The 12509-nt window shown below is 65.7% G+C and carries 12 protein-coding genes; 4 read left to right on the top strand and 8 right to left on the bottom strand.

From position 1 onward, the window contains the following. Window positions 1–8 precede the first annotated feature (8 nt). The 3 genes from JLZ96_RS20820 (at window position 9) to JLZ96_RS20810 (ending at window position 3080) form a co-directional block, all read left to right on the top strand. The gene (locus tag JLZ96_RS20820; protein WP_201011149.1) at window positions 9–593 is read left to right on the top strand and encodes a vitamin K epoxide reductase family protein; all 585 of its coding nucleotides are present in this window, start codon (window positions 9–11) and stop codon (window positions 591–593) included. 134 nt (window positions 594–727) lie between these two features. After that, entirely contained in the window at window positions 728–2251 is a 1524-nt protein-coding gene (locus JLZ96_RS20815; RefSeq protein ID WP_094692752.1) for an NlpC/P60 family protein, read from the top strand. A 37-nt stretch (window positions 2252–2288) separates the two neighbouring features. Then, a complete protein-coding gene (locus JLZ96_RS20810; RefSeq protein WP_236254191.1) occupies window positions 2289–3080 on the top strand; it encodes an acyl-[acyl-carrier-protein] thioesterase in 792 nt (263 codons plus the stop codon). On the opposite strand, the gene JLZ96_RS20805 is transcribed toward JLZ96_RS20810, so the two are convergent. From JLZ96_RS20805 to JLZ96_RS20775, 7 genes are all read right to left on the bottom strand, one after another. After that, entirely contained in the window at window positions 2984–4546 is a 1563-nt protein-coding gene (locus tag JLZ96_RS20805; RefSeq protein ID WP_236254190.1) for an AMP-binding protein, read from the bottom strand. The two genes, JLZ96_RS20810 and JLZ96_RS20805, sit on opposite strands and share 97 nt — an antisense overlap. Continuing rightward, window positions 4437–5084: an energy-coupling factor transporter transmembrane protein EcfT gene (locus JLZ96_RS20800; protein WP_201011148.1), complete on the bottom strand. Its 648-nt coding sequence runs from the start codon at window positions 5082–5084 to the stop codon at window positions 4437–4439. The genes JLZ96_RS20805 and JLZ96_RS20800 overlap by 110 nt, the downstream gene beginning before the upstream one ends. Next, complete coding sequence (locus JLZ96_RS20795; protein WP_032369706.1) at window positions 5081–5761, bottom strand: energy-coupling factor ABC transporter ATP-binding protein; 681 nt, start codon at window positions 5759–5761, stop codon at window positions 5081–5083. Before JLZ96_RS20795 ends, JLZ96_RS20800 begins: the two co-directional genes overlap by 4 nt. Next, entirely contained in the window at window positions 5758–6879 is a 1122-nt protein-coding gene (locus tag JLZ96_RS20790; protein ID WP_201011147.1) for a thiolase family protein, read from the bottom strand. The genes JLZ96_RS20795 and JLZ96_RS20790 overlap by 4 nt, the downstream gene beginning before the upstream one ends. Continuing rightward, a complete protein-coding gene (locus tag JLZ96_RS20785; RefSeq protein WP_201011146.1) occupies window positions 6876–8024 on the bottom strand; it encodes an AMP-binding protein in 1149 nt (382 codons plus the stop codon). Before JLZ96_RS20785 ends, JLZ96_RS20790 begins: the two co-directional genes overlap by 4 nt. Continuing rightward, a complete protein-coding gene (locus JLZ96_RS20780; RefSeq protein WP_371828234.1) occupies window positions 8021–8572 on the bottom strand; it encodes a biotin transporter BioY in 552 nt (183 codons plus the stop codon). Before JLZ96_RS20780 ends, JLZ96_RS20785 begins: the two co-directional genes overlap by 4 nt. Window positions 8573–8730: 158 nt before the next feature. Next, window positions 8731–10941: an HNH endonuclease signature motif containing protein gene (locus tag JLZ96_RS20775; RefSeq protein ID WP_201011145.1), complete on the bottom strand. Its 2211-nt coding sequence runs from the start codon at window positions 10939–10941 to the stop codon at window positions 8731–8733. Window positions 10942–11016: 75 nt separating this feature from the next. On the opposite strand from JLZ96_RS20775, the gene JLZ96_RS20770 reads away from it, so the two are divergent. Then, on the top strand, window positions 11017–11529 hold the full coding sequence (locus JLZ96_RS20770; protein ID WP_201011144.1) for a GNAT family N-acetyltransferase: 513 nt from the start codon (window positions 11017–11019) through the stop codon (window positions 11527–11529). On the opposite strand, the gene JLZ96_RS20765 is transcribed toward JLZ96_RS20770, so the two are convergent. Beyond that, window positions 11519–12466, bottom strand: a complete 948-nt coding sequence (locus tag JLZ96_RS20765) for a CPBP family intramembrane glutamic endopeptidase (RefSeq protein ID WP_201011143.1) — start codon at window positions 12464–12466, stop codon at window positions 11519–11521. The genes JLZ96_RS20770 and JLZ96_RS20765 overlap by 11 nt on opposite strands. Window positions 12467–12509: the final 43 nt, after the last annotated feature.

Genomic DNA, 12509 nt, shown 5'->3' with positions numbered 1-12509 from the left:
AACCGACCATGAGAACTCGCGCCGGCGCTGCAGTCTTCACACTCTTCAGCGCACTGGGGCTCCTCGCCGCACTGACCCTGACGATCGAACGATTCAAGCTCCTCGAAGACGCGTCCTACGTTCCGTCGTGCAGCCTGAATCCGGTCCTCTCGTGCGGGTCGGTGATGGTCACGAAGCAAGCTGCGCTGTTCGGATTCCCCAATCCGATCCTCGGAATCGTGGCGTTCTCCGTCGCTCTCGTCGCCGGTATCCTGTGGCTCGGCCGCGTCGAACTCCCGCACTGGTTCTGGCTCGGACTCAGTGCCGGTCTGCTGCTCGGCGAAGTGTTCGTGCATTGGCTGATCTTCGAGAGCCTCTTCGAGATCGGTGCCCTGTGCCCGTACTGCATGGTGGTGTGGGCGGTGACGATGCCACTGTTCGTACTGGCTCTGAGCCGACTGATCAGCACCGGCTCCAGTAATCCGGACGAACGCCCGGGCACAGTCGGCCGTCTTTTCCTCGAATGGCGGTGGACGCTGCTCGCCGTGTGGTACGCAATCGTCGTCGCGCTCATCGGAATCCGGTTCTCGGACTACTGGGGCTCGCTGCTCTGAGTTTCGCTGCTCTGACAGTTTCGCAAAACTCATGAGTCGATCGGCTGCACCGTGCATGATGGTTGCAGCACCCGGGTGAGTCTGATCACAGCTCCTGGCTCGGGGAAGAACGATCGAGTAACAGGAGTCGAAGCATGGCAGGCGATCCCTTCGCAGTCATCGTTGCCGTCATCGTGTCTGCCGCAGGCGCAGTCGCCGGAACGGACGCCCCAGCTCCACTGCAGAATCAGGCGGTGAAGGATCAGGCAGCCGCGGTCGCTGCCGCTGCCGAGGACCAGGGCAAAACGATGTCCGATCAATGGGCAGACCTGATGGGCACCATGCCCGAACCCGCCGCCGACGTCGCAGACCGGACCCTGAACGACGCCGCCGAGGGACTGCACACCGCCGTCGAACCGATGCTTCCGGACATGCCCACGGTTGCCGAGATCGAGACGCCGGACGCTGCCGCAGCTGCAGGCGCTGCCGACACTGCTGCGCCCGGGGCGGTGTCCCCAGCTGCAGGGGCAGCCGTCACACAGGCTGCGATCACTGCCGGTGCCCCGCTTCCCTTCAGTGTCTTCTCGTCGAACAGTGTCTTCTCGTCGAATGCGGCATCCAGCGCCGTCGCCGGGCTCGCCACCGGCGCTCTGCAATTCGCCGGCCGCACGTACACCGCCGCCGACATCGCGACCCAGACGGCGTTCATGGCGTCGGCCGAAGCCATTCGGCGAGCACTCTTTCCCGGTCTACCCATCACGTTCACCGGCATCAATGTCGGTCCTATCGGTTTGGGCGCGGTGGGAGCGATCACCGCGTTCGTTCCGTGGTTGCAGAAGGCGGGCAACATCTGCGGCGGCGTCAAGGCCACAACGATCGCCGCGCTCTATGCCGCAGAGAACGGATTTCGATACGGTCCGACAGCTCCGGTATCGAGCACCGGCGCACAGGGACCCGGCCAGTTCATGCCGGGAACCTGGGCAACCTACGGCAAGGATTACGACGGCAACGGCGTGGTCGACGTCAACAGCATCGGCGACTCGGTCATGGCGTCGGGAACGATGCTGTGCGACATCTACGGACAGGTCGACGGCTGGAAGCGCGACGGCAAGGTCTCGGGCGACACGACGGACCTGACCCTCGCCGGATACAACGCCGGAGCGGGTGCAGTGTTGCGCTCGGGCGGAATGCCCTCGGGGTCAGTTGATTACGAGACTCAGACCAAGCCCTACGTAGCGCGCATCCGGGCCACCGAGGCCCAGTTCGCGGCCATCCTCACTCCGTTCGCCGGGCTCGACCTCACCGGAATGGGCGGGCGGGCAGTGCAATTGGCGATGGATTACCTGGGCCTGCCGTACGTGTGGGGCGGCGGAAACATCAACGGACCGTCCGGCGGCGGATTCGACTGCTCGGGCCTGACGTCCTACGCACTGTTCAAGGCCTCGGGCGGAAAGGTCACCCTGCCGCGTACGTCGGAGACACAGTGGAACGTGGGCACCGAGGTGCCGATGGCCCTCGCCCAGCCGGGCGATCTACTGTTCGGCAACTGGGGCGCGGCGGGCCCGGGACACGTGGCGATCTACATGGGCAACGGGCAGATGGTGCATGCGCCCACCACCGGTGACGTGGTGCGGGTGGCACCGGTGTTCGACGGGATGCGAGCCCGCCACATCCTCTGACGGGTATCACGTGGGTCCACCCGCGTACAGTGCGGACGTGACCAATGCACGCGTGGAACCGGCCGGCTTCGACGACGAACTGGCACCCGAGCCGCCGCCCGGTGAAGGCTTCGAGACGAGCTGGCCAGTACGTACCGGCGACATCGACCCCAACAACCGACTCCGGTTCGACGGTGTCGCGCGCTACCTCCAGGACATCGGCACCGACAATCTCGACGCCACCCCTCTGGGTAAGACCGACCCGATGTGGATCGTGCGACGCACCGTCATCGACGTCTTCGAGCCCATCCACTTTCCCGACCGCGTGCACCTCCGGCGCTGGTGTTCCTCGATGTCGACGCGGTGGTCCAACATGCGGGTGGCGGTGACGACCCCCAAGGGTGGTCGCATCGAGACCGAGGGCTTCTGGATCAACATCAGCAAGGACACCGGCATGCCGACACGCATCAGCGACGGGGCACTGGAGATGCTGGCCAAGACCACCGATCAGCACCGCTTGCGCTGGAAGGCGTGGCTGACCGAACCGGTACCGTCGCAATCCCAGAGCGACACCGAATTCCCCTTGCGCGCAACCGATATCGACCCCTTCAATCACCTCAACAACGCGGCGTACTGGCACGCGGTCGAAGAACTGCTCGTGGACTTGCCGCACCTGGCCGCAGCGCCCCACCGCGCCGTCATCGAATACCTCACGCCGGTACTGGCGAACGAACGCGTGACGCTGCGTCACCGCTACGAGGGTGGAGCGCTGACCGTCTGGTTCGTCGTCACCGGAGCCTCGGGCGAACCGACGGTCCGGACCGTCGCCAAGGTTGCACCCAAGGCCTGACGATCGAGCTTGCCGCGCGGGGTACGCGGCAAACCGTCGACGATCGCGATGACGACGGGCAGACTCGGGTCGGGTAGCAACGAACGCAGGTGCCGCCGTATCTGCGCTACCGTCGGTGAATCATTCTCTGCTACAACAACTCCGGCGGCCGGTATCTCCCCCGCTCGATCATCGGGCAAGCCCAGAACTCCGGCATCGAGAACACCGGGGACCGACAACAGCGCCGCCTCGATCGGGGGCAACTCGACCGTGAGGCCGGCTCGAACGATCGTCTCGCTGCCGCGGCCGAGCAAGGTCAGCCGGCCCTGGTCGACGCTGCCGCGATCACCGACCGTCATCCACCCGTCGACCGGTCCGCCCGTCAGGGTGGTGTGCTCACCCACCCGACTCAGATAGCCGTCGAACAGCATGTCGCTGCGCACGTGCAGCAGTTCTCCCCTGGTCTCCACCTCGACGCCGTCGAACAGCGCCCCCTCGATCCCCGCCCCCTCGATCCCCGCGCCCTCGGACGTTCGACGGTCGTAGGAGACGAAGCTCAGTTCCGACGCGCCGTAAAAGTGCGTCATGGTCGCGTTCGGTAGCACCGTGGCAAGTGCCGCCCGACCCGACTGCGGCCATCTCGCCGCAGACGACAGCACCTCGCGGACGCTGGGGTACTGCACGTTCGACCGCGCGATGTCCCAGGCGATCGTCGGTACCGAATACAGGTGTGTCGGAACATCTTCGAGAGCAGCAGCCGCCGAGCGCAGGTCCACCGTCGCGCCGCGAGTAAGCCCGTGCAACGCACCGTAGAGAAAGTGCGTGTGATCGAGAGTTCCCGATGCAGACACTCTGTCGCCCGGACCGAGATCGAACAGAGAATCGGAACGGTCGAGCGTGGCCGCCCAGGACGCCTGATCACGAACGAACAATTTCGGTGGGCCGGTGGTTCCAGAGGTGATGCCCACGAGCAGTTCGGCGCTGCGTGCCGGCGGATCGACGCGCGCAACACGGTCGCCGGCGAGCTGCTCGGGTGCCAGCACCGCGTCGGCACCCCACCTGTGCAATCGTGCGTGCTGACGCGGATGGGCCACGATGAGCGACGGTGCAGCGACCGACATCGCGTCGACGAATTCGCCGGGTAGCAGATGCCGATGCAGCAGAACGACACTCACGCCGGCATGCATCGCGGCCGCGACGACGATCAGCGAGTCGATGTCCGACGTCGGCAACACCGCGATTCGATGCATCCCGGCCATCGAAGCGGCCGCACGTTCCACCCGACGCCACAGATCCCGGTACGTGATCCGACCGGTCGCGTCGACGATCGCGATGTCCGCCCGATCGCAGTGCTGCGCTATCCGCGCGGTGAGAAGATCACTCGTCATCTGCACCGTCGTCATCCGCACCGTCGTCGTCCACACCGTCGTCGTCAACACCGCGCGCCACCAGAGCGTCGCCCATCGCATCGGCGGTACGGAGCGCACGCACCAACACCGGTGTGGCCAGGGCCGTCATCGACCACTGCAGGCCGCGGGCCTTTCTTGCCTGCGACACTTCCTGCACGATCGACGCCAACAACGGTATGCAGCGAATGGCAAGGGCGAGAAGCAAACCGATTCGATCCGGGTCGACGCCGAAGCGGCGGACGGGACCGAGGGCTCGGGTGACGGTATCGAGCATGTCGGTGACCCGGGTGGTCAGCGTGACCAAAGCGGCCAACGCGACGGAGACGATCAGCACTCCGCAGACCACCACTGCGCGTTGCCAGGTGGTGATGATCACCTGGAACACGCCAATGATCAGCAGCATCCACAGCACCGGACGTAGTTGCGCCAGAGCTACTTTCGCAGGGATGCGGGCGACCGCGAACAGTACTGCGACCACCACGGCAACCACACCGACCTCGAGGGGTGTGCGTGCAAAAATCACCGTCGCCAGGATGGCCACGGTCAGCGCCAGCAGTTTCGATCCCGGACTCATCCGATGCAGCAACGAATCACCGGGGCGGTAGAGACCGATCATCCGATCAACTCGCGGTAGGCCGGGACCGCGGCAGCCGGGGTGCCGTCGAATGCAATGCGCCCGTCGTCGATGACGATGACGCGCTCGAAACCGTCCAGCAACGCCAGCTGATGAGTCACGACGATGACCTGCTGGTCCATCGAATTCAAGGCGTCTGCGACGACGCGGCCGTTACGCAGATCGAGCAACGTCGTCGGCTCGTCCGCGACGATCACCTCCGGCCGCCGGATGAGGACGGCCCCGATGGCGAGCAACTGCTTCTGTCCACCGGACAGCAGATGCGCAGGGTGGTCGCGGTGCCGATCGAGTCGAAACCTGACGAGCATCTCGTCGACACGCTCGGCCACCTCGGCCTTGCTGAGCCCGGACCTCCGCAGCGAGAACGCGAGATCCTCTGCGACGGTGGGCATGACGATCTGAGAGTCGGGATCGGTGAAGACGAAGCCGACCTTCTTGCGGACCTGCGCGCCCTTCTTCGCCGCGTCGATTCCGTCGACCGTGACCCGGCCGGTATCGGGCTTGATCAACCCGTTGATCATGCGGGCCAGCGTGGATTTTCCCGATCCATTGGACCCGATGATGCCGATACGGCGTTCGTCGAATTCGAGATCGATGCCGCGCAACACCTGCCGCTCGCCGAATGCGTGAGAGATGTTCTCGAAGGCGACCGTACTCATGACACTCTCTCCACCAGCATTGCTATTCCCTGCCCGCCGCCGATAGCGCAGGCCGCCAGCCCCAGCGCAGGGCCTCCGGGCTGCAGCATACGAGAGAGCAACCGCACCAACAATATTGCGCCCGACGCTCCCCACGGATGCCCCATTGCGATGGCACCACCGTCCGGGCAGATGCGGTCCTCGTCGATGCCGAGCTCGTCCGCGACGGCAAGCACGACCGACGCGAAGGCCTCGGTGATCTCGACTGTTTCGATGTCGCTCAGCGCCACCCCGGTGCGGGCGAGCAGTTTGTCGATCGCGGGTACCGGTCCGAGCCCGGGAAGGGCAGGATCGGACCCGGCAACAGCGCTGCCGAGAATGCGCAGCGCCGGCATGCCTGCGGCTCGCTCGAGGCTGGTGACCGCCAGAACGGCTGCGCCGTCGGAGATTCCACACGAATTACCGGCGGTCACAGTCCCGTCCGTGCTGAACGTGGGGCGCAACCTGCTCAGGCGCTGCGCCGTCATGTTGGGCCGAATGCGCTCGTCGGTAGCCATGTTGTTCACAGCCACGATTTCCGCGGAGAAGTCGTACGCTGCCGCTCGGGCGAAAGACCGTGCGGCATAGGCATCCTGGCGTTCGCGACCGATCCCACGACGCCGCGCGAGATTATCCGCCGCAACACCCATGTCCGGGTCGTCGAACCCGTCGGGTGCGAACGGCGCTCGGGTGTAGCGGACCGGCTCCGCGTCGCCGACGGGCGGCCAGAACCGCCACGGGCTGGTACTCGCAGATTCGACTCCCCCGGCCAGAACCATCGTCTCGTCGCCGCTCCGGATGCGCGACGCGGCCTGGGCCAACGCATCCAACCCTGATCCACACTGCCGATCGACGGTGACCCCGGGGACAGCGAACCCGAGCCCGGCACCCAACGCCGCCACTCGGGCGACGTCACCGCCCGGGCCGAGGCAGTTGCCGAGAATCACGTCGTCGATCGGAATACCGAGCGGATCGATCTCTGCAGCAACAGCTTTCAGAACCGGTACCGCCAAGTGAGGTGCCGTGACATCGGCGAACCCGTGCCCCGCGATACCGATGGCGGTCCGTTTACCCGCAACAACAACGGGTGTGGGCGTCACGCCAGTGCTCCTCGAGCTAGCAGTGCCCCGCGTGCGATTTTTCCGCTGGCGGTGCGGGGCAACTGCTGTACCACCGTCCACCGCCTCGGTAGTGCCTCTTTGGTCATGATCGCTCGGGCATCGGCGCGCACCACGTCCAGATCGCGTGAACCGTCGAGTTCGACGACGGCAGAGACTGTTTCGCCGAGAACGGAGTGCGGAGTGCCGATCGCCGCGGCGGCGAGGACGCCGTCGATCGAGACCAGAATTCGCTCGACGTCCTCGGCGATCACGGTGGTGCCGCCGACGTTGATCGCCGCATCTCCGCGCCCGTGGACGACGAGTTCCCGGCCACGCACGTCGGCCAGGTCGCCGACGGCGAACCAATCACGTGCACTCGAGGCGGCGTAGGGGGACCGCACGAACAGGTAACCGTCGTCGGTGCGCACCTCGACGTCGCGAAGCAGCGCCAGCGTCGGCTGCTCACCCACGACCCTCGCTGCGATCAAGGACAACTCGGCGGCCCCATAATATTCGACCAGTCTCACGCTGTCCGGAACAGACTGAGCTGCAACGGAGTCCAGCATCGTTCCAGCAACGACCGCAATCCGAAGGTGCGGCATCCGCGGAGCGACGTCCCGCAACACAGCGGGGACCGCATGTACCACCGTGGCCTGCGCCTGATCGTCGGTGACACAGGCACCGAGCCACAGCGCATGCAAGGCCGCGAACAGATGCATCGTGGCGTGCAGGGGTCCGGTGATCGCTACCGAATCGGTGGGACGGATGCCGGTGATGTCGGTGAACTCGGCGAAGCTGTCGACCCACGACGCCGCGGTTCGCGCGAGCGGCTTGGGCCTGCCGGTGGAACCGGAGGTTGCAACCAGCAGGAAGGTGCCGGGGTCGGGGTCGCCGCTGCGTTCGGGCCCGGCGGCCGGGTCCTCGACTCGCACCGCGCACCCCTGCCGAGCCGCCGCGACAACACAGACCAACGCGTCCGGCAGATCCAGTGCTGACGCGTCGTGTGATTGGGCGTCGTGTGATTGGGCGTGTGCCGGGAGGTGAGGCCACTGCTCGACGGCGGCGTCGAGTTCGGCGTAAGTGAGACTGCGACCGCGCCAGACGATGGCGGTGTCCTGGCCTCGACCTCCCAGCGTGAAAGTCACGCCTTGATCAGTCCCGGGTAAGCGCGGTGCACGCTCTTGGCCACGACCGTGGCGACGACGACCTTCGCGATGTCGCCGGGCAGGAATGGTCCGTTGGTGGTGATCGCGGCCCAGAGCCCGACGTCGGTGCGGAGCAGCAATCCGATGGTGCCGAAGATATAGATAACGAGGATTCCGCCGACGGCGTTGATCAGCAGTCCGAGCACGATCGAGTACTTCGGCAGGATGCGGGCGGTGAGCCAACCGATGATCAGCGCTGCCGGAATCCAGCCGATCAGGTATCCGACGGTGGGGCCGGCCATCGCCGCGAGGCCGGTGCGTCCGCCCGCCAGCAGCGGCAGGCCGATCATTGTCAGGGCGAGGAACACCAGTACTGCGGCCGTGCCCTTGCGTGGTCCCAGAACTGCGCCGGCCAGGATGATGCCGAGTGTCTGCAGGGTGATCGGGACTCCGGAGAAGCCCACCGTGATCGATCCCGGTAGTCCGAGCGCGGCGATGAGCGCCGCGAAGACCGCGATCTGCGCCATGTCGCGGGCGGAGACGTTCATTCGACCGACCTTACGGCTCGGCGGGCGAGTACTGCTGTCGATACCTGACACGGTGGCTCCTCGAGGAAGGGGCGATCACCTGCCCCAGATACTTGAACGGCGTTCAAGGTAGCAGGTGCGTGACCCTGACCACCTATCGGGCACCGGCAGTCCCGGCGTCAGAAGGGCGCGGGATCGTATCGACTCCAGTCCTGTCGTATGCGGGCGTGTACAACGCGGCAATGCTCGAGATAGGCCCGCCTCTTCTCTGCGAGCCTCTTCCTTGCCGAGTCCGTCGAGGCAGCACGGAAGTCCGCGAGCGTCGGGGGTGCGGACCCGCTGTAGTCGAGTTCCCATCGGGTGGGTTCGGACAGGGACGTCACCTTCCTTGAAGACCGCTTCCGACGTCGGCTGCGACCCGCGTGCGATCCGATCGAGAAGTCCGGCAACGTGATCGAGCGCAACCCGAGCGAGTTCGACCACAGAATCACCCCTCCGGCCACCATCGCCGCCGACCACGTTTTCGAGGTCTTCGCCTGATGATGGAACACGCACACCGGTTGAAGATTGGTCACGATGGTCCAACCTCCCCGCCGCGGATCGTCCTGATCGAACGGCACCAGATGATCGATCTGGCACCGCGCCGACGGCACGTCGCAACGGGGGAACGTGCACGTGCGATACGCCGCCCGAACGACAGCAGCGACGCGGGCACTGGGTCGATAGGTCACCGCAGCCTGAGATGGACTGCGCTCCCCGCCGTGGCCGTCGGGAAAGATGCCCCGAGCACGCTCGGGCTTCTCGGCAATCCATGCGAGCCACCGCGCGACCAGCCCATCGCGGACAGACTCCTCCCCCAGCACAGGGGCGGCGGGTGAATTCGCGCAGTCACCTGACCCGAGTATCGACGGAAGCTCGCCGGCAGCGCGCACGCGCCCGATGCCCACCACTCGACGTAGCAACGAACCGGTCGACAACCGCAAGCCTGGGTCCTGACCGCTACCCGGGTGCTTACTGCTGCCCGGGTCTCGACTGCTGCACTCACCGCGCTGCGAGTCTCCAACGCCGTCCGGGCCTCTTCCGCGACGGTCGTCCCGGTCGCCGCCGTCTGGACCCGCGTCGTCGTCGGGACCGGAATCGCCGTCGGAACCGCCATGGCCGTCGGGACCGCCATCGCCGTCAGGGCCGGAATTGCCATCAGGATTCACGTCGTTCGGGTCACCGTCATCCGGCCCTCTGCCAGACGGTCCTCCACCTTTCGGGTTACCGCCCTCAGGGCCGTCGTCGCCCTCGCCGTCGTCGCCGCACTCACCGCCCTCAGGGCCGTCGTCGCCCTCGTCGTCGTCGCCGCACTCACCGCCCTCAGGGCCGTCATCGCCCTCGTCGCCCTCGCCGTCGTCGCCGTCGTCGCCGTCGTCGGGACTGTTTCCCTCGGGTTTGAGCATGTCGACCAACTCGGTCAGCATGGCCTGCCATTTCGCGTCGGTGGCGACGATGCGCGCCACCTCCGGATCGATGGGCGTCCCGTCCGCCAAGGACGCGGGATCCGAGGACAGTCCCAGCAGCGTCTCCACCGCCACCACGATCTGAAGGAGATGCCCGCGCCGAGGAGGGAGATCATCGGTGCCACCCGCAACCGGGCAGTCGTCGCCCAGATCGCACTGACAGGCCAGCGAATGTTCGCCGTGTAGCAACGCCATCAGTCCCGCCGCCCGCAGCATCCCCGTCGACCGCGGATCGTCCTTGCAGACAGTCCCCACAATCTCGACGATGAGCGCATCCGCTTCGGCCGCCTCGAGATGCGTGATTTTTGCGATGAGCGACGAAATACCGCCGGGACCGGCGCGGTCGATCCGCACTCCGACTTCCTCCGACTTCGCGGTCTCGCGAGCCTGCGCAGCGCCGTCCGGATCGGCCCTCATCCACAACCGCCAGATTCGGTTCCGCAAGGCCTGCGGACGCATTCGGCCCCCTGCGGCGCAGACCTCGTATTCGATTGTCGAGATGGTCTCGTCACTGGCGCGATGCAACACCGAGGTGATGGTGACCACCGTCGACCAGTCGAAGCTGCCGGTCACGAAACGCAAGGCCGTCAACGGCATTCGATGTAAACGCTCCGCAACGTCGTGCATCACCCCCGCATCACGACGCGTACCGGTCATCGTCACGGCCAAGTCGCACAACGCGCCGCGGACGGTCTCTCCGGGATCTCCGTCAGCGGCTTCGGCGGCCTCGAGACGCATCTCGAGTACGTCGCAGTATGCGAGCAAAGTCGCTGCCCGCGCGAGGTTTTCCTGAACACGGCTGAGCGCGATGACATCGAGAAACCCCGCAATACAGTCATCGACCGACGGCGTCTCCACCGCTCCCCACCCCCCGGTATCGAACATGTATTCGATAGTACGAGAGGGGTCCGACAAGAAAATTCGATTCGGTCACCGAGTTCGGGCCGGTATAACGGCACCATGCGCAGCTACTCGATTCGTGACATCCGGCCCGGCGACGAGCAGCAGATCGGTACAGCACACGTTGCGATCTGGAAGGCAACGTATGCGGGAATGATGAACGGTGCGAAGTTGGATGCGATGAGGCCCGCGCACCGCATCCATCGGTGGGAGCAGATCATCGCCCATCGCGACGAGTCGTCGGCGCGCGGAGTTCGCACCCGATGTGCAGTCGACGTCGCCGACTCACGCATTGTCGGCTTCGCGACCGGCGGACCCCCGCGCGACGAAAATCCGCCTGCACACAGGGAATTGTGGTCGTTGAACGTTCTGCCCGGACACCACGGCACCGGCATTGCACTGGCGTTGATGAACGACGCACTAGGTGAGGACACTCCCGCTGCGTATCTGTGGGTGGCCGCGGCCAACGAGCGCGCGATCGCCTTCTATCGCAAGAACGGGTTCGAGCTGGACGGCGAAGCCCGCTTCGACCCGACGTGGGAATGCCACGAGGCGCGCATGGTCAGGGTTTGACGGGTGGTTCGTTTCTGGATCGGTCGGAGTTCGCGTTCTCGGGATTCAGCACGACGTCGGTCACCACAGGCGTCGTGTCGACAGCCCGATCGTTGGAACGGACAGCCACCGTGTTCGGCAGGAACGCATCGAGGGCGCGGGGCGTGATCCACCACAGCAGGGCCGCGAACAGGATCAAAATGTTGATCCACTGCAGCACCGTCGCCGAATTGTCGGACGGAATCACCCGGTCGAAGACCTGGATGTTCATCACGAAGCCATGAATGAGGATCAGCACCCACAATCGCCGATAGCGGTAATACACCCACACCGCCGCCGCGCCCCATATGGCTGCCCACAGGAATCCGCCGCCGCCGAAATACAGGTACAGGAAGCCCCGCAACGTTGCCGACAACCCCATGATCGCCCAGATCGGCATCCTGCCCACCAACAGCAGAACCGGCAGAGCCACCAGAATCGGCTCCTCCCTCAGACCGACAGCGAGCGCCGAAACGACTGCAAGCCAATCCCATTCGACTGAGGCAGGGATAGAGAACCCGAACCGAACGATATTCAGTCGCGACAATACGAGCACTATCGCCGACGCCGCGCCGATCGCAGCACACCAAGTCAACGCAGCCTCGCGCGCGGAGCCGTGCCGCAGAGGCATCACCGCCGGCAAAGTCCGTCGCCGCGCGAGATGCACCGCGCCGATCGCGATCGCCCCCACAACGACCTGCAGTGCGCCGACCGCGAGATCGGTCCACTGATCGTGCATCGTGAGGATCGGTGCCGGCGCATGCGGCTCACGAAAACGCCACAGCGCACCCACCAAGCCGATGAAATACACGACGCCCCACCCGACCACCAGAGCGAGCGCCAGAGCAGCCGTACCGGTGACAGACAGCGCCCGCCTGCGTGATTCGTCACGGAGACCCGAGTCGGCATCGGTCGCCATCAAGTCACCACCATTCACTCATCGCCGCATACTGCCCTGCGTC

This window comes from Rhodococcus sp. NKCM2511 (assembly GCF_014905595.1).
Classification (GTDB): Bacteria; Actinomycetota; Actinomycetes; order Mycobacteriales; family Mycobacteriaceae; genus Rhodococcoides; species Rhodococcoides fascians.
Note: the sequence above shows the minus strand (reverse complement) of the source record. Positions and strands in the feature narration are given on the sequence as shown.